Origin of the sequence: Pseudomonas sp. TWI628 (assembly GCF_039673865.1) — a bacterium.
Taxonomy (GTDB): Bacteria; Pseudomonadota; Gammaproteobacteria; order Pseudomonadales; family Pseudomonadaceae; genus Aquipseudomonas.
This window is the reverse complement of the sequence record NZ_JBDJMM010000016.1, coordinates 56,840-77,078: the sequence shown is the minus strand read 5'-3', so window position 1 is coordinate 77,078 and position 20,239 is coordinate 56,840. Positions and strand designations below refer to the sequence as shown.

The window sequence follows — 20,239 nt, the reverse complement described above, 5'->3', positions numbered from 1 at the left end:
GTCGCTGGATATAGAGCCGCTTCCTGCGGGTTGCCAAAGCCTAGTGAGTTTCAGCAAGCCAAGCGCAAGAAAAATGCGACTTTATCTTGCACGGCAGGTTTTTCCCCTGCCTTTCGACACCCTCTGACAAATACTGGATCCAATTCTTTGCGAAGAGCCCGACTATGGCTTAGTGTTAAAGAGCCACTGCTGTTGCCATTGGAAGGCAACGCGACCCTGAAAATGGACTTAAGGTACTGCCCGTGCAAACGCTCAATCGCACCCGCCAGCAGATCCGAGAACGGGTGCAAGCCAATGAATACGTTGAACTCAACCACTTGTTCGATGCGCTGGAGGCGCAGTGGCGCCAGGCGCTCGCTGGTGAGTGCCCCGGCTACCTGGAGGCAGTGCAAGGCTACATGCTGGATTGGGACGTGCAGGGCGGCAAAGCCCTGACGCAAACCCTCAAGGCCTGGATCGACGCCTGCCCCAAGGCATATCACCCGCATGTGGTGATGGGCTTTCACTGCTTCAACCATGCCTGCCAGATCGGTGGGCGGGCTGACTCCCATGATATGCCCGAAGAACGCTGGCTGGCTGCCGAGCAGGCCTGTGAAAAGAGCGCGGCGCATTTCCTGCGGGCCATGGAACTTGGTGCGCAGCCTGTTGCGGCAGCCATTGGCATGCTGCGGATCAGCTCGCACTTGCGTGAGCCTGGCTGGTTGGTCGAACTGTTCGAAGGCCAAGTGGCGCGTTATCGGCCCAGCGCGCATGCCGATGTGGAGGTGCAGGAGGCCGCTGCGCCATTGTTGGTCAAATGTGGCCTGACTCCGTTGCTGGAGCTGCCACAGGCATTGCCTGCAAGTTTGCGCGCACGTTTGCATAAGCAGGGCGAGAGCGCTCGGGACTACTGGCTGCGCCATGCGTTGGCGTGGTTTCCGGGCTGTTTCGAGGCGATCGAGGCCTATGCCAGTTACCTGACCCCACGTTGGGGGGGCAGCGATATGGCGATCGATGCACTGGCCAGCGGGCCGCTGTGCCACGGTTGGCCTGAAGCACAGCGCAACGCGATCCGTTGGCTGGCCCTGCAAGAGACATTCTGGCTGCCGCATGCCAAGCAACTGCCTCAGCTCGCGACCTGGCACAGAACCTTTGCCCAATGGGCACAGCGCGAGCTCAGGCCAAAGGAGCGGGCTACGCTGCTGGCCTGGCGTGGCGCGCTGCGGCGCTATTCGATGGGTGATTATGCCGGTGCGATGCGCGACTTTGCCGACAGCGTCGCGCTCTACCCAGACCACGGCTTCGTTCCGGACATTGGCGAGCCATTCCAGAGCCTTGTGTGCCTGGTGCTGTTCAACGAGGCGGAGGACGATTCGCAGGTATTGCGCACCGTCATCGAGCGGCTGTGCGACGACCGTCGACAGGCGGCAGCCTGTGCTTTGCGGGCTGCAGGGCACCAGTTCGGCCTGTGGGGCTTTGGGCAATCCGTCGAGCAGGCACGCACGTGGTTGCACATGGCGGTCAAGCGCCAGTGCGGGCGAGAGGTGCAGGGCTTCGATGTGCTCGATGTGCCGCGCCTGCTCTGGGCTGCCAACCTGCATGAGGCCGCGCATTTCCTGTATGAAGCCTGTGCGGAGCTGAAACTGCCGGATGCAGCCATGGCGCTGTACGATCTGCACCGTGGCTGGCTGGACAACACCCCGGCGCACTACCTCAGTGCCAAGGCTGCCGAGCACTGGCTGCTGCGCGCGGCGGAGTCTGGCCACCTGCTGGCCAAGTTCGACCTGGCCCGCCAGCGCATGAGCCCCCCACACGGGCTGGAGGACCGCAAGGCAATGCTGGCGGTCAAGCGGCTGCTGCTCGACGCACTGGGCGATCCGAAAATCCACGCCAAGGCGCAGTTGCAGTTGGGCATCCTGCTCCGCCAGTACGGTGATGCGCGGGAGCGTGTCGAGGCGGTCGGCTACCTTCTCGGGCTGGCCGAGCACCCCGATGCCTGGACCGCCGCGCGTGCCTGTGCGGAACTCGGGCTAGCCTGGATGCAGGGCTGCGGCACGCGCAAACAGAGCCGCTTCGCGGCCATCGAATGGGCCAATCGTGCCGTTGCGCTGCAGTCGAGCGATCCGCTCATCGAGGTCATACAGGCCGAGATCCGCAATTCGCACAGCCGGGTGAAGACGTTGTTCACGGTGTGCGGGGCGGCGTTGTTCCGTGGTGACCTGCATGCCAGCGAGCTGCCGCCCAAGGCCACCGGCCAGCACAGGGCCTCGGCCTGATCGAAGCTGGGGCTGCAACGCAGCCCCACTTTCGATTGTTACTCCTGCGCGGCTGGTGCCATCCGGGCTTCCAGCTCGGCGACTTGCTTCTCCAGGGCCTCGAGGCGGGCGCGGGTGCGCGCCAGCACGACCATCTGGCTGTCGAATTCTTCGCGGCTGACCAGGTCCAGCTTGCTGAAGGCACCTTGCATCAACACTTTGAACTGGCTTTCCAGTTCCGCGCGAGGCTGGGCGGTATCGCTGCTGAACAGGCGCGAGGCCTGGTCGCTCAGGGCGTCGAGAAGGGCTTTGGGCGCAAGCATGTGCGGCTGTCCACTGATACTGAGAAATGGCCCGCAGTGTAGCACGGGGCAAACCTGCGCCACTGACCTCAGGCCATTGCACGCTTTTTGAGCAACTCGCCCGGCCTGTCTGCACCGAAGTTGTGCATGTTTGCCATGCTGGCGACTGGCCAATCCCGACTGATTCACATAACTCGCTGTTTTCCGGCGGTTTAACGGAACTGGCAAGGTTTCTGCAAAGACCTGTACGAGCCATGCACTGATGCAGTTCCTTGTGACCAGGCAGTGCGCACGCGGAGCCGGATGCCGACGACGCGTTACAAAGCCAACCGCTGCGCTTAGACTTGAGACGGGTTTGTTTTCCTGGGGCAAGTCCACCAAATCGGGAGAGAGTTTCATGAAGCTAGTCACAGCCATCATCAAGCCGTTCAAGCTGGACGACGTGCGCGAGTCGCTGTCGGAAATCGGCGTGCAGGGCATTACCGTCACCGAAGTCAAAGGTTTCGGGCGGCAGAAGGGCCACACCGAGCTGTATCGCGGCGCGGAGTACGTGGTCGACTTCCTGCCCAAAGTGAAGATCGACGTCGCCATCGACGACAAGGACCTTGATCGAGTGATCGAAGCCATCACCAAGGCAGCCAACACCGGCAAGATCGGTGACGGCAAGATCTTCGTGGTGAATCTGGAGCAGGCGATCCGCATCCGTACCGGCGAAACCGATACCGACGCGATCTAAGCGCCGAAAAAAGCCTCACCAAACCCAACGCCCCAGGAGAAAACAACATGACTCTGCGTAAGATCGCAGGGCTAGGAGCCCTATTGTCCCTCGTAATGCCCGGGCTTGCCCTGGCAGAGGAAGCAGCTGCCCCAGCGCTGAACTCCGGCGACACCGCCTGGATGCTCACCTCGACAGCGCTGGTGCTGTTCATGACCATTCCGGGCCTGGCCCTTTTCTACGGCGGCATGGTGCGTTCCAAGAACGTGCTGTCGGTGATGATGCAGTGCTTCGCCATCACTGGCCTGATCAGCATTCTCTGGGTCATTTACGGCTACAGCATGGCCTTCGATACCACCGGTATGGAAAAGGGCGTGCTCAACTTCAATTCCTTCGTCGGCGGGTTCTCCAAGGCGTTCCTGAGCGGCGTCACCCCGGCCAACCTGACGTCGGCCACCGCACTGTTCCCTGAAGCCGTGTTCATCACCTTCCAGATGACATTCGCCATCATCACCCCGGCGCTGATCGTCGGTGCCTTTGCCGAACGCATGAAGTTCTCGGCGATGCTGGTGTTCATGGGCATCTGGTTCACCCTGGTCTACGCACCGATCGCGCACATGGTCTGGAGTGGTGACGGCGCGCTGCTGTGGGACTGGGGCGTGCTCGACTTCGCTGGCGGCACCGTGGTGCACATCAACGCCGGTATCGCTGGCCTGGTCTGCTGCCTGGTGATGGGCAAGCGCAAAGGCTACCCGACCACCCCGATGGCCCCGCACAACCTGGGCTACACCCTGATGGGCGCGGCCATGCTGTGGATCGGCTGGTTCGGCTTCAACGCCGGTTCCGCCGCCGCCGCCAACGGCACTGCCGGCATGGCCATGCTGGTGACCCAGATCGCCACCGCCGCCGCTGCGCTGGGCTGGATGTTCGCCGAGTGGGTCTTCCACGGTAAGCCAAGTGCCCTGGGCATCGCCTCGGGTGTGGTCGCCGGCCTCGTCGCCATCACGCCAGCCGCTGGCACCGTGGGCCCGATGGGCGCCCTGGTGATTGGCCTGGCCTCCGGCGTGATCTGCTACTTCTGCGCCACCACCCTCAAGCGCAAGCTGGGTTATGACGACTCCCTCGACGCCTTCGGCGTGCACGGCGTCGGCGGCATCATCGGTGCCATCCTTACCGGCGTGTTCGCGGCACCGGCCCTGGGCGGCTTCGGCGCAGTCACCGACATCGGTGCCCAAGTCTGGGTTCAGGCCAAGGGCGTGATCTTCACCGTGGTCTACACCGCCATCGTCACCTACGTGATCCTCAAGGTGCTGGATGTGGTAATGGGCCTGCGGGTCAACGAAGAAGAAGAGTCGGTCGGCCTCGACCTGGCTCAGCACAACGAACGCGGCTACAACCTGTAACCGCGACGCAGGAAAAACTTGCCCGGTTCGCCGGGCATTTTTTTTGCCTGTTTTTTGCCATTTCCCGTAGTGCAAACGGTTTATCACTCACGTTCGCGACGTAGGCCAAAAACTTACAAGTCTTGGTGCGTTTATGGTGCTTTGCTTTTTCCACGAGCGCGCTAGAATGCGCGCCAAAGAGTGTTGGGCGAGTAGTCCGCACACTTCTCCAGCCTTTGCTAGGCTTGCCAATAGCGTGTGGCCAGCAGGGTTCAAGGATTTGTCAGGTCCTGCCAGGAGCAGGGCCTGCTGGGTGCCGCCTCCCATCAGGAGCGCCGACCCAAGGGCAGTGGCCTAACCCACGGCCAGTTGAATTTTCACTGGTGGCTGCCGGTCTACGGCTGCACTGGTCTATAACTAACCTGCTTTTCGCAAGTCATGAGGTAGAACATGAGCGACGACGATCTGGAAAATGATGACCTCGAAGTAGGCGACGAAGACGAGGCTGATGAAGGCCTCGAAGCGGCGGCTGACGATGGCGCAGAAGATGCTGGCGATGACGACAGCAGCCCGGCACCGACTGCCAAGGGCAAATCCAAGGCCGCTGTCTCGGTAGACGAGATGCCGAGCATGGAAGCCAAGCAGAAGGAGCGTGATGCCCTGGCCAAGGCGATGGAAGAATTCCTTTCGCGCGGTGGCAAGGTGCAGGAAGTCGAGGCCAACGTGGTCGCCGACCCGCCCAAGAAGCCGGACAACAAGTACGGCAGCCGCCCTATCTGAGTGGCTGCATATAAAAGAGCCCGCCGTCGCTGCGGGCTTTTTTGTGGGTGCCTGTCAGCGCCAGGTTGCCAGAAGGTCGGGTAGCTGGGACAAGCGCTGGATCTCTGCATCCGGCGCCCGCTCGCCAGCCCAGGCCTTGCCCTGCGGGTTGAACCACACGGCGCGCAACCCGGCGCGCTGGGCCCCGGCGATGTCGTCGCCCGGGTGATCGCCGATGTGTACCGCCGCACTGGCCTCGACTTCGCCAAGCTTCAGGGCCTCCATGAACGGCGCCGGGTCCGGCTTGCCGATGCCCAGATCCTCCGCGCACAGGGCAAAACGGAAGTAATCCGCAAGCCCCAGGCGGCGTACATCGGCGTTGCCGTTGGTGACCACGCCCAAGGTGTAGTGATGGCGCAGGATCTCCAGCACCGGCTGCACCTCGGGGAACACCTCGATCTGGTGGCGGGCATGCAGGAAGACCTCAAAGCCTTCGTTGGCCAGCTCCTGCGCCTGCTTCTCGCTGTAGCCGACTTCCTCCAGGGCGTGGAACAGCACACGCCGGCGCAGGGCGCTGATGCGGTGCTTGAGGCCCGGCTCGGCTTGCACCAGGCGCTCGCGGATGGCGAACAGGTGCTCCACCGGCACGCCACCGAGGACTGGAGCGTTGGCTTCGAGCCAGTCGCGCAGCACGACCTCGGCGCTGGCAATCACAGGCGCGGTGTCCCACAGGGTGTCGTCGAGGTCGAAGGTGATCAGCTTGATGCTCATGAGTCTGTGCCTTTGCTGCGTTTGGCCCGAGGGTGGGCGCTGTCGTACACCGCGGCCAGGTGCTGGAAGTCCAGGTGGGTGTAGATCTGCGTGGTGCTGATGTCGGCATGACCGAGCATTTCCTGCACCGCACGCAGGTCCTGGGACGACTCCAGCACATGGCTGGCGAAGGAATGGCGAAGCATGTGCGGGTGCAGGTGCTGGCCTAGCTCGCGCTCGCCGGCAGCCTTGACCCGCAGCTGGATGGCCCGGGGGCTCATGCGATTGCCCTGGCGGGTAATGAACACCGCGCTGTCACGCGGGCCGCCGATGCCGCGCAGCTTGAACCAGGCCTGCAAGGCTTCACGGGCCTTGCGGCCGACCGGTAGCACGCGGGTCTTGCTGCCTTTGCCGAGCACCTGCACCAGGCCCGCGGCCAGGTCCAGTTGTTCAAGGTCGAGGTTGTTCAGCTCGGACAGGCGCAGGCCGGAGGAGTAGAACAGTTCGAGAATGGCCTGGTCACGGCGGGCGATGAAGTCGTCGTCGACGCCGCCATCGAGCAGTTGCAGGGCGCGGTCGGTGTCCAGCACCTTGGGCAGCCGGCGTTCGCCCTTGGGCGCGCTCAGGCCAGTGGCCGGATCGTGCTGGCACAGGCCTTCGCGGTTGAGGTAGCGGTACAGGCCGCGCACCGCCGACAAGAGCCGCGCCAGGCTGCGCGAGGACTGCCCTTGGTGGTGCTGGCGGGCGACCAGCTGGCGTAGCTGCTGGATCTGCAGCGCGCCCCAGCCGGCGATGCCCTGGCTGTTGCAGTATTCGATGACCTTGCCGAGGTCGCGGCGGTAGGCCAGCAGGGTGTGTTCCGACACCTGGCGCTCATTGCGCAGGTATGCGCAATAAGCCTCCAGCTGACGTTCCATCAGCGCACCGGACGCAGGGTGTGGGTTACGCGCGGTACCACGCGGCCGAGCACTTCGGCGATGTAGCCGAGGAACAAGGTGCCGACGCTGCTTTTGTAGTGCTGCGGGTCGCGGCTGCCGATCGCCAGCACGCCATGCAGCCCTTGGTATTCGAGGGCTGCAACCGCACTGGAGCCGACTTCCTGCTGTTGCTCCTTGCCGAACAGGAAGGCCAGTTCGTGCTCGCGCAGGTTACCGCTGACCGTCTTGCCGCCGCCGAGCAGGCCACCGATGGCTTGCTGCGCTTCGGCATTGCTGACCCAGCGGCCGACGGGTGCTGCGTTGTCGCCGAACAGGATCAGGCTGACGAAAGGCACCTGAAATTCCTGGCGCAGGCTGTCTTCGACCGCCATCACCACTTCTTCCAGGCTGCCAGCGTCGAGCAGGTCGAGGATCAGCCGGCGGGTCTTGTCGAACAGCCGGTCGTTGTCACGGGCCACGTCCATCAGTTGCGACAGGCGATGGCGCATCTCGATGTTGCGGTCGCGCAGCAGCTTGAGCTGGCGCTCCACCAGCGACACGCTGTCGCCGCGCTGATGGGGGATGCGTTGCTCGATCAGCAACTCGTCGTGCTCGGCGAAGAAGGTGGGGTGGGCGCGCAGGTAGGCGACCACCGCTTCGGCATCGAGCTCATCGGGCTGCTGGGGTACTGGCTGATCGGTCATGGCGGTTACTCGCTTAGAGACGAACCTGTCCTTCGAAGACGCGTACGGCTGGGCCGGTCATCAACACGGGCTTGCTGGGGCCGGCCCATTCGATGTTCAGGCGGCCACCTGGCAGGTCGAGGGACACCGGAGAGTCCATCCAGCCCTGGCTGATGGCGGCCACGGCTGCGGCGCAGGCGCCGGTGCCACAGGCCTGGGTCTCGCCGGCACCACGCTCCCACACCCGCAGGTTGGCGCGATGACGGTCGATGACCTGGAGGAAACCGGCATTCACCCGCTGCGGGAAGCGCGGGTGGTTTTCGATTTTCGGGCCCAGCTCATGGACCGGCGCGGTGTGCACGTCATCGACGCGCAGCACGGCATGCGGGTTGCCCATGGACAGGGCGGCAATCGAATGCACTTGGCCGTCGACTTCCAGCGGGTAGTTCAGCGCCTGTTCGTCGGCAATGAACGGGATTTCTGCCGGGACCAAGCGCGGCGGGCCCATGTCGACACACACCTGGCCGTCGTTCTGCACGTCCAGTTCGATGATGCCGCCCTTGGTTTCCACGCGGATGCGCTTTTTCGCGGTCAGGCGCTTGTCCAGCACGAAGCGGGCGAAGCAGCGCGCGCCGTTGCCGCACTGCTCGACTTCGGAACCGTCGGCGTTGAAGATCCGGTAGCGGAAGTCCACTTCCGGGTTGCTCGGCGCCTCGACGATCAGCAGCTGGTCGAAGCCGATACCGGTGTGGCGGTCACCCCATTGCTTGGCGTGCTTGGGCTGGATGTGCGCGTGCTGGCTGACCAGGTCGAGGACCATGAAGTCGTTGCCCAGCCCATGCATCTTGGTAAAGCGCAGCAGCATGGGTTCACTCCGGCAGCAGGCTTTCGCCAGCGTACAGTTCGGCGATGGTCTCGCGGCGGCGGACTTCGAAAGCCTGGTCGCCGTCGACCAGGATTTCCGCGCAACGGCCACGGGTGTTGTAGTTGGAGCTCATGACGAAACCATAGGCGCCCGCCGACTGCACGGCCAGCAGGTCACCTTCGGCCAGGTTCAGCACACGGTCCTTGGCGAGGAAGTCGCCGGTTTCGCAGATCGGGCCGACCAGGTCATAGGCACGGCCTTCGCCCGCCCGCGGTGTGACCGCGCTGACGCCCATCCAGGCCTGGTACAGGGCCGGGCGGATCAGGTCGTTCATCGCTGCGTCGATGATGGCGAAGTCCTTGTGCTCGGTGTGCTTGAGGTATTCCACGCGGGTCAGCAGGGCACCGGCGTTGGCCACGATGTAGCGGCCAGGCTCGAACACCAGGGCCAGGTCACGGGTGCCGACGCGTTCGCGGATGGCCTTGATGTAGTCGGCGACCAGTGGCGGCTCTTCGTCGCGATAGCGCACGCCAACACCGCCACCCAGGTCCAGGTGGCGCAGGTGGATGCCGCACTCGGCCAGGCGATCGACCAGGGCCAGCAGGCGGTCGAGGGCATCGAGGAACGGGTCGACGGTGGTCAGCTGCGAGCCGATGTGGCAGTCGACACCGACCACGTCCAGGTTTGGCAGCTGCGCGGCGCGCACGTAGATGGCTTCGGCGTCGGCGATGGCGATGCCGAACTTGTTCTCTTTGAGGCCGGTGGAAATGTACGGGTGAGTGCCGGCATCGACGTCCGGGTTCACGCGCAGCGAGATCGGCGCAACCTTGCCCATCTCGGCGGCCACCACTTGCAGGCGCTCGAGCTCATCGGTGGATTCGACGTTGAAGCAATGCACGCCGACTTCCAGGGCGCGGCGCATGTCTTCGCGGGTCTTGCCGACGCCGGAGAACACCACGCGATCAGCGCGCCCGCCAGCGGCCAGCACGCGCTCCAGTTCACCGCCGGAGACGATGTCGAAGCCTGCGCCCAGGCGCGCCAGGACGTTCAGCACGCCGAGGTTGGAGTTGGCCTTGACGGCGAAGCAGACCAGGTGATCGGTGCCTTGCAGGGCATCGGTGTAGCTGCGGTACTGGGCTTCGATGTGAGCGCGCGAGTACACGTAGGTCGGGGTGCCGAAACGTTCGGCGATGGCCGAGAGGGCCACGCCTTCCGCGAACAGTTCACCGTCGCGGTAGTTGAAAGCGTTCATCTGAATTCCTTACTGCTCTGGCGTCTGCTCGGGCTGGATTGGCTGCTCTTCTTGCGGCTGGACCGCCGGAGCGTGCTGATGCTGGTGCGACTTTTTCGGGCCTTTGCCGTCCTTGCCGTCTTCTGGCAGGTACAGAGGGCCCTTCTGACCGCAGGCCGAAACGAGGCAGGCAACCGCGACCAGCGCCGCGAGCGAGGAAATCAGGCGCTTCATGGGTGAAATCCTTTGAAATATGCAGTATTGCGCCCGAGTATACCGAGCGACCGGCGGATTGCCTATGCAAGAGCCGGTCCGTCGGGCGGGCTATGCTTAGGGGCTCTCGCCGCCGGTTATGGGGCCAGTGGCGAGAGCGGCTAAACCTTTGCATTCATGGCCCGGCGCCCGTATCTTGCCCGGCTTGCCCGTAAAGCAGCCAATTTCGAGGTTCCTGCAATGAGTTTGAGCGAAGCGCGTTTCCATGATCTGGTCGACGCGACCCAACAGGCCCTGGAAGACCTGTTCGACGAGAGCGGCCTGGACCTGGACATGGAAAATTCCGGCGGCGTTTTGACCGTCAAGTTCGAAGGCGGCGCCCAGCTGATCTTCAGCCGCCAGGAGCCGCTGCGCCAGCTGTGGCTGGCCGACCGGTCCGGTGGTTTCCACTTCGACTACGACGAAGAAAGCGGCAAGTGGGTGTGCGAGAAGAGCGAAGAGCTGCTGAACGAAATGCTCGAGCGTATCGTCTGGGAGCGGGCCGGCGAGAAGCTGGACTTCGACGAGATCTGACATGACCAGCCAGGCGCGGCCGCCCAAGCCGCTGTACAGCAACGTCAGCCCTGCGGTGCCGTCGCCCTGCATCAGCGTCTGCCGGCTGGATGAGCAGCGGGTGTGCACCGGCTGCCACCGGCATGTCGAGCACATTCGCGAATGGCGCTCGGCCGACGACGAGCGGCGCCGGCAGATCTGCCGCGAAGCCGAGGCCCTGCGCGCACGGGCTTGAGTATTTGCCCGGCTGTGGTAGTGTCGGGTTGTGCGTCGGTGACGCAACAGCATTCACAAACCCCGCCCTTGGGCGGGGTTTTGCTTTATCTGCCTGCAGGAAACCGCCTGTTCAAAGGAGTCTGACTGGATCATGAGCACCAAGCCTTCCCTCATCCTCACCCGATTGGACGTACAGCGTCTCGAGCGCCTGATCGGCAGCCTCGACGACAGTGCGCCGGGTGTGCTCGCCTTGCAGGAGGAGCTGGACCGTGCCGGTCAGGTGGTCGGCCATGATGAAGTGCCCGCCGGTGTGGTGACCATGAACTCGCGCGTGCATTGCCGTGAGGAAGCCAGTGGCAAGGACTACCACCTGACCCTGGTGTACCCGAAAGATGCCGGTGGAGAGGGCAAGGTTTCGATCCTCGCGCCGATCGGTTGTGCGCTGCTGGGCTTGTCGGTGGGTGAGCAGATCGACTGGCCGGCACCGGGGGGCAAGACCCTCAAGCTGAAGCTGCTGGAAGTCGAATACCAGCCGGAAGCGGCTGGCGATTTTGACCTGTGAGACCCTCGGGGCTGCCAAGCAGCCCCAGATCTTCAAGGTTCCAACGTAGCCTGCAACTGCGCCAGTCCATCATTTAGCGCCTGCTCCAGCTCGCGCTTGTAGCGCAGGTACAGGCTGGTCGACCCCTGCTCATCCTCGAGCAGCTCGGACAGGTCCAGGTCGGTGATGTAGCAGCGGTAGTGCCCGGCACTACGCCGCTGGCCAAGGATCTGCCGGGCGACCACTTCATACAGTTGGTCGCCATGCTCCAGCTCGGAAAACTCCTGCTGGTCGCAATACAGCGTCACATGTACGTCATCCCCCGTACCGGCCTGCAGAATGGCCTGAACCTCGTAATAAGGTTGGTCAACGCCGGCGCTGGGCGCCTGGCGAGGCTCGATGCTGCGCGCTTTGCCCAGGCCAGAGGGCAGCAACTGGGCATAGTGGATAGCCAGTGAAGCCTGCTGCAGATGGTCGAGCGGGAGGCGGGCGTCGTGGCGCACCACCACCGAACGCAGAAAACGCTGCAACGGCAGCAGCAGGTGGCTTTCGTCAAACAATGGCAGGCGCTGCTGCCACAGGGCGTTGTACTCGTCCAGCACGTACAGGTCGGCCCAGCCGTCGAGCAGGCGGTAGAACACCTGGATGCAATTGCGCCGGCCTTGTTCCAGTACCAGGGGCAGGTCGTAGTCCTGCAGGGCATTGCCATCCAGGTGCAGCGGGCTGTAGCGGCTGCGCACTTCGCCCAGGTGATCGAGCACGGCGTCATGGTCGGCCAGGGTCGCCAGGCTGACCTGGCCAGGCAACAGTTCCAGCACGTGGGTGTACTGCGCCACTTGCAGCAGGTAGCGGTGATTCAGGCCCTGGTCGAGCAGCAATTGCACCGTATCGAAGATTTCCTCGACCCGCTGGCTGATGGCCTGGGCGCGGTTGTGGCAGAAGCAGCGCACCCGTACCTGCGGGCGGTGGCTGCGCTGGCCGAGGCTGTTGAGAAAGTCACGCAGGCAGCGCAGCAGTGCATGTTCACCGTCGTAGCGCTGCACCAGCACTTCGTTCCAGCTATTGAGGGTGACCTGGTCGAGGGTCAGCACCAGGTTTTCGCGTACGCCGGCATAGCTCAACGAGTCGGTGCGCTCGGTGGTCATCAGGATGTTCAGGTCGCGGTGATGGCGCAGCGGGTCGACGCCGACGTTGACCAGCAGCAGGATCTCGTCAGCCACGCTTGGTTGCAGCAGGCGCGCTTCGCTGACGCTGGCCAGCGGCAGCGGGATGCTCTGTTGCAGGCTGCCCAGCAGGTTGAACAGCTCGAATTCGCTGAGGTCGCTGTCGCCCGGGTGCAAGGCCAGGCGAGTGGTGCTGTCGATGACGCCGTTGCGGTGGGCCCAGGTCAGCAGTTCGAGCAATTCGCGGCAACGCTTGATCGGGCTGTAATGCTCCCATTCGTGCACCCCCAGATTGCCGTTGTACAGGCCCCAGTGATGGCTGCCAGGTTCCTTGCGGTTGGGCGACTGGACCAGCGTCAAGGTGTCTTCGGCGATGTCCGGGGCAATGCCCGGGTTGATCACTTCGATCTTGCCGGCACGGCGTTCGAAGGCGGCGTACAGGCGCCGGCCCAGGACATTCAGGTCGCGCTGGTCGGCACGGCTGCTGGCATCCTGGCTTTGCGCGAACTGGCCGAGGAAGCGATAGCTATGGTTGAGCTCCGCCACCAGTTCACGGCGTTCGACGGCGACCTGGCGCACCTTCCACTGGCTGCGGCTGTCGAGCATGGCCAGCTGGCGCTCGTCCCAGCCCCACTCATCGGCCAGACGCTGCAACAGTTGGCGCTGCCAGCCGTTGCTGCGGGTGCGGTCCAGGCCGCTCAGCTTCTTGTTGACCTTCAAGTACAGGCTGCGCCGGACCAGTTCGAGCCGTGCGCTTTCGCCGCGTTGCTGCAGGTAGCGCTCGATGCGCCGGTACACCATCACATAGGGGTCGAGTTCGTCGAGGTTGAGATGGTTGGCGAACACCGCCTGCTTGTAGTCCAGGCTCAGGCAGCGCACCGTCGGGTGCTCGCTGGCATAGACCTCGGTCAGCAGCAGCTTGAGCAGTGACTTGTAGGGCGAATCGATCCCCTTGAACAGCTGCCAAAGCCCGGCGCCGACATACTCGCCGGACGGGATATGGGCAAGGTTGCCAAGGTCCAGGGCGTCCTGGTTGCGGATGAAGCGCTTGGACAGCAGGGTCTCGGTATAGGCCTGATAGTTGTGCTCTTCATAGACCGGCACCAGCCACCACAGCGGCGTGCGCCCGGCGAGCCAGATAGCGGTGCGGTAGAACTCGTCGAGCAGCAGGAAATGCTGGGTGGTGCCGCAGTCGTCGGAGCTGAGCTGGCTGTCGCGCTGGCCCTGGGCGAAGCTTTGCGGGTCGATCAGGAAGAAGTGTGCCTCGGCACCCTGGCTGGCCGCCCAGGCCTCCAGTAGCTGGCACTTGCGGCGCAGTTCCTCGCGTTCGGCCTCGGTCAGGCCGGGGGCATGGCACACCCACAGGTCCATGTCGCTCTGTTCGGCCTGGGCCAATGAGCCGAGGCTGCCCATCAGGAACAGGCCGTGGATTGGCCGAGGCGGGTTGCCATGGCGCGCCTTGTAGGCGAACGAACGAGCCAGGCGCTGGGCATCGGCGACCTGTTCGGCATCCGGCTCGAACCCCGCCACCCCGGCCGGAGTGGCGCCGGACACGTAACCGGGCAGCAGCGGGTGGTTGACGTGGAACAGCAGCGGCAGCAGGGTCAGGACCAGTTGCTGGCGGCTCGACAGGCCCTCCATCGCGCGCTCGAGCCGGCACTGGTTGATGTGCAGGAAGCGCGCACGCAATGTCGCCAGCACCTTGCGGTCGATGCCTTCGTCCAGGTCAGGGCGGATTTCGTGGGGGTAGTTCATTGCGCACTCAGGGCGGGCGAGGAAAGCTGTGGCGAGTTTAGCCTGAGTGGAGCAGTCGGATAAGCGCTAATTGTTTTATTGACGTCATTTATATAGCGCCTGTTCGGGCCCTTCGCGGGCTTGCCCGCGAAGAGGCCGGTACAGGTTTATGCGGGCTGTGGGTTCTTCAGGACATTCAGCAGCAGTTGCACGCTCTCTGCCGCATCATGCCCCAGGCTGGTCAGGTAACCGCCATCGGGTTGATCGGTCAGTTGCTTGGCATGCAGGCGCTTGGCAGCGGAGACAAGGGCAGGGGAGGCATTGGCGTGAATCTTGATCCCTTCCTGGCTGCTGTCCAGGTTGAACAGGGCAAGCACTTCCAGTTCGGCGATCAGTTCGGGGCTAAAAGACATGGCGACTCCTGACTTCCAGACAAGGATGGCGGCACCGCCAGCGGTGCCTGATCCAAGAGTGTAGCCGGGTTATTCGTCGTCGCCTTGATCCATCTCAGGCGGCAGCTCGGGCAGGGCGCGCAGGGCGGTCTCGTACCACTCGCCGTTGAACGCGCGGTCTTCCTGGAGCATGTTGTCGATCTCGAAGGCCAGTACGTGGGCCATGAGGTTGAGGATGTCTTCGCGCTCATAGCCAACCAGGGTCAGCTTGTTGAAGGTGGCCTTGGCCGCTGGCGGTTCGCCGCTTTCGATCTGGTTTTCGATGGCTTCGGTTAGTGTCGCCTCGGCGAAGGCTTCGTCGTCATTGTCGATTTCGTCGTGTTCGCTCATGGCGCTACTCCTGTGGTGGGACGCACAGTTTGCCACGCCCGCGCTGGCAATGCCCGGTCATCGACAGGGTGCATGACGCTGGTCAGGCGTCGGCGTACGGTCTATAACAGCCGAGCCATCCCCACACGGCCTGGAGGCTGTAACCCCATGCTCAAGCTTCACGGATTCTCGGTCAGCAACTACTACAACATGGTCAAGCTGGCCCTGCTGGAGAAAGGCCTGCCTTTCGAGGAAGTCACCTTCTATGGCGGGCAGGCACCGCATGCGCTGGAAGTCAGCCCGCGGGGCAAGGTGCCGGTGCTGGAAACCGAACACGGCTTCCTCAGCGAAACCAGCGTCATTCTCGACTACATCGAGCAGACCCAAGGTGGCAAGGCACTGCTACCGAGCGACGCGTTTGGCCAGGCCAAGGTGCGCGAGCTGCTCAAGGAAATCGAGCTGTACATCGAGCTGCCGGCGCGTACCTGCTACGGCGAGTCGTTCTTTGGCATGCCGGTGGAGCCGCTGATCAAGGAGCGGGCACGTGCCGACTTGCTGGCGGGGTTTGCCACGCTCAAGCGCAATGGCCGTTTTGCGCCTTATGTGGCGGGTGAGCAACTGACCCTGGCCGACCTGATGTTCTGCTTCTCGGTGGACCTGGCGTACGCGGTAGGCAAGAAGGTGCTGGGCATCGACTTCCTGGCGGACTTCCCGCAGGCCAAGGCGTTGCTGCTACTGATGGGCGAGAACCCGCACATGGCGCGGATCGTGGCGGACAAGGAGGCCTCGATGCCGGCCTTCATGGAGATGATTCGCAACGGCAAACGCTGAATGGCTGGGGCCGCAAAGCGGCCCCAGGTTCTAGATCAGCGCGAAGCCAGCAGCGCCTTGCCACGCACCACGGCAGCCCGCACCTGGGCTGGCGCGGTACCACCGATGTGGTTACGGGCGTTCACCGAGCCTTCCAGGGTCAGCACGGCAAACACGTCCTGCTCAATCTGGTCGCTGAACTGGCGCAGTTCGTCCAGGCTCATCTCGGCCAGGTCCTTGCCGGTGTCGACGCCATACTTCACGGCGTGGCCGACGATCTCGTGGCAATCACGGAACGGCAGGCCGCGGCGGACCAGGTAGTCGGCCAGGTCGGTAGCGGTGGAGAAGCCGCGCAGGGCCGCTTCACGCATGATGGCGTGCTTGGGCTTGATCGCCGGGATCATGTCGGCAAAGGCGCGCAGCGAATCGCGCAGGGTGTCGGCGGCGTCGAACAGCGGCTCCTTGTCTTCCTGGTTGTCCTTGTTGTAGGCCAGCGGCTGGCCTTTCATCAGGGTCAGCAGGCCGGTCAGGGCGCCGAATACACGGCCGCTCTTGCCACGCACCAGCTCCGGTACGTCCGGGTTCTTCTTCTGCGGCATGATCGAGCTGCCGGTGCAGAAGCGATCAGGCAGGTCGATGAACTGGAACTGGGCGCTGGTCCACAGCACCAGCTCTTCGGAGAAGCGCGACAGGTGCATCATCGCCACGCTGGCGGCGGCGCAGAATTCGATGGCGAAGTCGCGGTCCGAGACGCCGTCCAGCGAGTTGCCGGCCACGGCTTCGAAGCCCAGCAGCTTGCAGGTCAGTTCACGGTCGATCGGGTAGGTGGTGCCGGCCAGCGCAGCGCTGCCCAAAGGCATGCGATTGGCGCGCTTGCGGCAGTCGACCAGGCGCTCGTAGTCACGGCTGAGCATTTCGAACCAGGCCAGCAGGTGGTGGCCGAAGGTGACCGGCTGGGCAGTCTGCAGGTGGGTGAAACCAGGCATGATGGTTTCGGCTTCACGCTCGGCCTGCTCCAGCAGGCCCTGCTGCAGGCGAGTGATCTCGGCCAGGATCAGGTCGATCTCGTCACGCAGCCACAGGCGGATGTCGGTGGCCACCTGGTCGTTGCGGCTGCGGCCGGTGTGCAGCTTCTTGCCGGTGATGCCGATACGGTCGGTCAGGCGTGCTTCGATGTTCATGTGCACGTCTTCGAGGTCGACGCGCCAGTCGAAGCTGCCAGCCTCGATTTCGCCCTGGATGGTTTTCAGGCCATCGATGATGGTGTCGCGCTCGGCATCGCTGAGTACGCCGACCTGCGCCAGCATGGTGGCGTGGGCGATCGAACCCATGATGTCGTGGCGGTACAGGCGCTTGTCGAAGTCGACCGAGGCGGTGAAACGGGCGACGAAGGCGTCGACGGGCTCACTGAAGCGGCCGCCCCAGGACTGATTGGTCTTGTCGGTGCTCATGGATTCACTCTATGCAGGCGTGAACGAAAAAGTGGCGCAGATAATAGCAGGGTTTGCGCCTGACACCGCAGGACGTCGGTCGACAGAAACCGGTGGGAAACATCGGTAAAGATGGCTGAAGACGATATTCAACGATTGAACGGCAGTGTTCCACGGACCGTCTACAGTTGGACAGAGGACTGGCAGCTATTCAGCCGACTCAGTGAATCTTTGGCCTTCGTATCGGTCTAGAGCGTGACCGCAGCGTCGCTCGACCTGCTCTTGTCTACGCTATACCTGTGCGAGACTCACTCAGGAATCCAGAGCAATTATGAATGTCCTGATCGTTGATGACGAACCCCAAGCCCGTGAACGCCTCACACGGCTATTCGCTGAACTGGAGGGGTACACCGTGCTGGAGCCCAGCGCCACCAACGGCGAGGAGGCCCTGACACTGATCGAAAGCCTCAAGCCCGATGTGGTCCTGCTGGACATCGGCATGCCAGGCCTGGATGGCCTGCAGGTCGCCGCTCGCCTGTGCGAGCGCGAGGCGCCACCGTCGGTGGTGTTCTGTACCGGCGACGATGAATACGGTGCCGAGGCATTCAAGGACAGCACCCTCAGCCACGTGACCAAGCCGATTCAACCACAGGCCCTGCGCGATGCCTTGCGCAAGGCCGAGAAGCCCAACCGTGCCCAGCTGGCAGCGTTGACCCGGCCTGGCAGCGAGGGCGGCGGCCCGCGTAGCCATATCAGTGCGCGCACGCGCAAAGGGATCGAGCTGATTCCGTTGCCCCAGGTGATCTATTTCATCGCCGACCACAAGTACGTGACCTTGCGCCACGAGGCCGGGGAGGTGCTGCTCGACGAGCCGCTCAAGGCGTTGGAGGACGAGTTCGGCGAGCGCTTCGTGCGCATCCACCGCAATGCGCTGGTCGCGCGCGAACGCATCGAACGCCTGCAACGCACGCCGCTGGGGCATTTCCAGCTGTTCCTCAAGGGCCTTGACGGCGACGCCCTGACTGTCAGCCGCCGGCATGTGGCGGGTGTGCGCAAGATGATGCAAACACTCTAGGGCCCAGCCTGCATGGCAACGGCCGTGCCCTTGTTCGCGGCAGAAGCCGCTTCTACAGGCACGGCGCCGCCTGTAGGAGCGGCTTTAGCCGCGAAGGGACCTCACGCTGATCCACATCTGCAAGCGATGCCGGTGATGCTGTTATCATCAGCGGCATTTCTCTGGATCGGGGCGTTCCATGTCCACTCGCGAAATCCGCATTGCCACCCGTAAAAGTGCCTTGGCCCTGTGGCAGGCCGAATACGTCAAAGCCCGCCTCGAGCAGGCTCACCCCGGTCTGTTGGTGACCCTGGTACCTATGGTCAGCCGCGGCGACAAGCTGCTTGATGCACCGCTGGCGAAGATCGGCGGCAAAGGGCTGTTCGTCAAAGAGCTGGAAACCGCGCTGCTGGACAACGAAGCCGACATCGCCGTGCATTCGATGAAGGACGTGCCCATGGACTTCCCCGAAGGCCTGGGCCTGTACTGCATCTGCGAGCGCGAAGACCCGCGCGATGCCTTCGTCTCCAATACCTTCGCCAGCCTCGACGCCCTGCCGGCCGGCAGCATCGTCGGCACCTCCAGCCTGCGCCGCCAGGCCCAGTTGCTGGCCCGTCGGCCGGACCTGAAAATCCACTTCCTGCGCGGCAACGTCAACACCCGCCTGGCCAAGCTCGATGCCGGTGAATACGACGCCATCATCCTCGCTGCCGCGGGCCTGATTCGCCTGGGCTTCGAGGACCGCATCACCGATACCATCAGCGTCGACGACAGCTTGCCAGCCGGTGGCCAGGGCGCGGTGGGCATCGAGTGCCGCAGCGCCGACACCGAAATCCATGCGCTGCTGGCGCCACTGCACCATGCCGATACCGCCGACCGCGTAGTCGCCGAGCGCGCCTTGAACAAGCGCCTCAACGGTGGCTGCCAGGTGCCGATCGCCTGCTATGCGGTGCTCGAAGGCGATCAGCTGTGGCTGCGCGGCCTGGTGGGCCAGCCAAGTGGCGGTACCCTGCTGGTGGCGGATGCCCGTGCGCCGCGTGAGGCTGCCGAAACCCTGGGCGTGCAGGTTGCCGAAGACCTGCTGGGGCAGGGCGCCGAAGCCATTCTCAAGGAAGTCTACGGCGAGGCCGGGCACCCGTGAGCCCCTGGCGCCTGTTGCTGACCCGGCCTGAAGAGGACTGCGCGGCACTGGCGCAGAGTCTGGCCGCTGCCGGTGTGGCCAGCAGTTGCCTGCCGTTGCTGGCCATCGAGCCCGTCGCTGTGGCTGACGGGCAGCGTCAACAGCTGGCCGGGCTGGCGCAGTACCAAGCGATCGTCGTGGTCAGCAAGCCGGCGGCCCGACTGCTGCTTGAGCAGTTGCAACGCGCTGGCCTGCAAGCGCCGCCCGCAGGCTGGTTCACCGTGGGTGAGGCGACGGCAGCAGTGCTGCAGGGCGCAGGCCTTCAGGTGACATTCCCCATGCAGGGTGACGACAGCGAAGCCTTGCTCGCGCTCCCGGCGCTGCGCCAGGCTATTGCTGCGCCTGAAGCGCGTGTGCTGATCGTTCGCGGCGTCGGAGGTCGCGAACTGCTGGCCGAGCGTCTTGCAGAGCAAGGTGCTAGTGTCGAATATCTGGAACTGTATCGTCGCTGCCTGCCGGAGTACCCGGCGGGCATGCTGATGCGCCGCATAGAAGCGGAACGCCTCAATGGCCTGGTGGTCAGCAGTGGGCAGGGTCTGGAACATTTGCAGCAGATGGCCGCAGCCGATTGGCCGCGAGTAGCCTGCCTGCCGTTGTTCGTACCCAGCCCGCGAGTTGCTGAACAGGCCCGGGCCGCAGGGGCCCAACAGGTTGTGGATTGCCGTGGCGCGAGTGCCACGGCCTTGCTGGCAGCCGTGCAGCGCAGCGCTGCACCTGCCTTTCAAGGCGCTTCGCACTAGCGCGAGG

At 63.9% G+C, this 20,239-nt stretch carries 22 protein-coding genes; 11 read left to right on the top strand and 11 right to left on the bottom strand.

All coding sequences use genetic code 11. The annotated features are described in order from the left end of the window. Window positions 1-242: 242 nt before the first annotated feature. The gene (locus ABE528_RS14365) at window positions 243-2,255 is read left to right on the top strand and encodes a DUF4034 domain-containing protein (RefSeq protein ID WP_346653315.1); all 2,013 of its coding nucleotides are present in this window, start codon (window positions 243-245) and stop codon (window positions 2,253-2,255) included. Window positions 2,256-2,293: 38 nt separating this feature from the next. Here the strand turns inward: ABE528_RS14365 and ABE528_RS14360 are convergent, their stop codons facing one another. Continuing rightward, window positions 2,294-2,557, bottom strand: a complete 264-nt coding sequence (locus ABE528_RS14360; RefSeq protein WP_008091866.1) for an accessory factor UbiK family protein — start codon at window positions 2,555-2,557, stop codon at window positions 2,294-2,296. 376 nt (window positions 2,558-2,933) lie between these two features. On the opposite strand from ABE528_RS14360, the gene glnK reads away from it, so the two are divergent. From glnK to sutA, 3 genes are all read left to right on the top strand, one after another. Then, window positions 2,934-3,272 (top strand): P-II family nitrogen regulator, encoded by a 339-nt coding sequence (glnK, locus tag ABE528_RS14355; protein WP_002555808.1) that lies wholly within the window; start codon window positions 2,934-2,936, stop codon window positions 3,270-3,272. Window positions 3,273-3,319: 47 nt separating this feature from the next. Then, a complete protein-coding gene (locus ABE528_RS14350; RefSeq protein WP_152959081.1) occupies window positions 3,320-4,654 on the top strand; it encodes an ammonium transporter in 1,335 nt (444 codons plus the stop codon). A 429-nt stretch (window positions 4,655-5,083) separates the two neighbouring features. After that, window positions 5,084-5,413: a transcriptional regulator SutA gene (sutA, locus tag ABE528_RS14345; protein WP_056794110.1), complete on the top strand. Its 330-nt coding sequence runs from the start codon at window positions 5,084-5,086 to the stop codon at window positions 5,411-5,413. Between the two features lie 54 nt (window positions 5,414-5,467). Here the strand turns inward: sutA and ABE528_RS14340 are convergent, their stop codons facing one another. Genes ABE528_RS14340 through ABE528_RS14315 form a run of 6 tightly spaced genes read right to left on the bottom strand, consistent with a single transcriptional unit; the run spans window position 5,468 to window position 10,072 of the window. Beyond that, window positions 5,468-6,163, bottom strand: a complete 696-nt coding sequence (locus ABE528_RS14340) for an HAD-IA family hydrolase (RefSeq protein ID WP_152959084.1) — start codon at window positions 6,161-6,163, stop codon at window positions 5,468-5,470. Further along, complete coding sequence (xerC, locus tag ABE528_RS14335; RefSeq protein ID WP_152959085.1) at window positions 6,160-7,059, bottom strand: tyrosine recombinase XerC; 900 nt, start codon at window positions 7,057-7,059, stop codon at window positions 6,160-6,162. The genes ABE528_RS14340 and xerC overlap by 4 nt, the downstream gene beginning before the upstream one ends. Further along, the gene (locus ABE528_RS14330) at window positions 7,059-7,763 is read right to left on the bottom strand and encodes a DUF484 family protein (protein WP_152959086.1); all 705 of its coding nucleotides are present in this window, start codon (window positions 7,761-7,763) and stop codon (window positions 7,059-7,061) included. Before ABE528_RS14330 ends, xerC begins: the two co-directional genes overlap by 1 nt. A 13-nt stretch (window positions 7,764-7,776) precedes the next feature. After that, window positions 7,777-8,607: a diaminopimelate epimerase gene (gene dapF, locus ABE528_RS14325; RefSeq protein ID WP_346653313.1), complete on the bottom strand. Its 831-nt coding sequence runs from the start codon at window positions 8,605-8,607 to the stop codon at window positions 7,777-7,779. Window positions 8,608-8,611: 4 nt separating this feature from the next. Then, the gene (gene lysA, locus ABE528_RS14320; protein WP_152959088.1) at window positions 8,612-9,859 is read right to left on the bottom strand and encodes a diaminopimelate decarboxylase; all 1,248 of its coding nucleotides are present in this window, start codon (window positions 9,857-9,859) and stop codon (window positions 8,612-8,614) included. A gap of 9 nt (window positions 9,860-9,868) precedes the next feature. After that, window positions 9,869-10,072, bottom strand: coding sequence for a lipoprotein (locus ABE528_RS14315; protein WP_054886459.1), 204 nt, complete (start codon window positions 10,070-10,072; stop codon window positions 9,869-9,871). 219 nt (window positions 10,073-10,291) lie between these two features. Here ABE528_RS14315 and cyaY point away from each other — a divergent pair, with 219 nt between their 5' ends. The 3 genes from cyaY (at window position 10,292) to rnk (ending at window position 11,381) form a co-directional block, all read left to right on the top strand. Further along, a complete protein-coding gene (gene cyaY / locus ABE528_RS14310; protein ID WP_054886458.1) occupies window positions 10,292-10,624 on the top strand; it encodes an iron donor protein CyaY in 333 nt (110 codons plus the stop codon). A gap of 1 nt (window position 10,625) precedes the next feature. Then, window positions 10,626-10,838 (top strand): DUF1289 domain-containing protein, encoded by a 213-nt coding sequence (locus ABE528_RS14305; RefSeq protein WP_054886457.1) that lies wholly within the window; start codon window positions 10,626-10,628, stop codon window positions 10,836-10,838. A gap of 132 nt (window positions 10,839-10,970) precedes the next feature. Next, a complete protein-coding gene (gene rnk / locus ABE528_RS14300) occupies window positions 10,971-11,381 on the top strand; it encodes a nucleoside diphosphate kinase regulator (protein WP_152959090.1) in 411 nt (136 codons plus the stop codon). A 32-nt stretch (window positions 11,382-11,413) separates the two neighbouring features. Here the strand turns inward: rnk and ABE528_RS14295 are convergent, their stop codons facing one another. The 3 genes from ABE528_RS14295 to ABE528_RS14285 form a co-directional block, all read right to left on the bottom strand. After that, entirely contained in the window at window positions 11,414-14,278 is a 2,865-nt protein-coding gene (locus ABE528_RS14295) for a class I adenylate cyclase (protein WP_346653312.1), read from the bottom strand. 146 nt (window positions 14,279-14,424) lie between these two features. After that, a complete protein-coding gene (locus ABE528_RS14290) occupies window positions 14,425-14,670 on the bottom strand; it encodes a TIGR02647 family protein (RefSeq protein WP_152959092.1) in 246 nt (81 codons plus the stop codon). A 69-nt stretch (window positions 14,671-14,739) separates the two neighbouring features. Next, a complete protein-coding gene (locus ABE528_RS14285) occupies window positions 14,740-15,039 on the bottom strand; it encodes a hypothetical protein (protein ID WP_152959093.1) in 300 nt (99 codons plus the stop codon). A gap of 147 nt (window positions 15,040-15,186) precedes the next feature. Here ABE528_RS14285 and ABE528_RS14280 point away from each other — a divergent pair, with 147 nt between their 5' ends. Then, complete coding sequence (locus ABE528_RS14280) at window positions 15,187-15,849, top strand: glutathione S-transferase (protein ID WP_346653311.1); 663 nt, start codon at window positions 15,187-15,189, stop codon at window positions 15,847-15,849. A gap of 35 nt (window positions 15,850-15,884) precedes the next feature. Here ABE528_RS14280 and argH read toward each other — a convergent pair whose 3' ends face one another. Further along, the gene (argH, locus tag ABE528_RS14275; RefSeq protein WP_027916957.1) at window positions 15,885-17,279 is read right to left on the bottom strand and encodes an argininosuccinate lyase; all 1,395 of its coding nucleotides are present in this window, start codon (window positions 17,277-17,279) and stop codon (window positions 15,885-15,887) included. 310 nt (window positions 17,280-17,589) lie between these two features. Between argH and ABE528_RS14270 the strand changes: the two genes are divergently transcribed. The 3 genes from ABE528_RS14270 to ABE528_RS14260 all read left to right on the top strand — a co-directional run bounded on the left by ABE528_RS14270 (window position 17,590) and on the right by ABE528_RS14260 (window position 20,232). Beyond that, the gene (locus tag ABE528_RS14270; protein WP_152959095.1) at window positions 17,590-18,333 is read left to right on the top strand and encodes a LytTR family DNA-binding domain-containing protein; all 744 of its coding nucleotides are present in this window, start codon (window positions 17,590-17,592) and stop codon (window positions 18,331-18,333) included. 178 nt (window positions 18,334-18,511) lie between these two features. Next, entirely contained in the window at window positions 18,512-19,453 is a 942-nt protein-coding gene (hemC, locus tag ABE528_RS14265; protein ID WP_152959096.1) for a hydroxymethylbilane synthase, read from the top strand. Then, window positions 19,450-20,232, top strand: coding sequence for a uroporphyrinogen-III synthase (locus tag ABE528_RS14260; protein WP_346653310.1), 783 nt, complete (start codon window positions 19,450-19,452; stop codon window positions 20,230-20,232). Before hemC ends, ABE528_RS14260 begins: the two co-directional genes overlap by 4 nt. The last annotated feature ends 7 nt before the right edge of the window (window positions 20,233-20,239 follow it).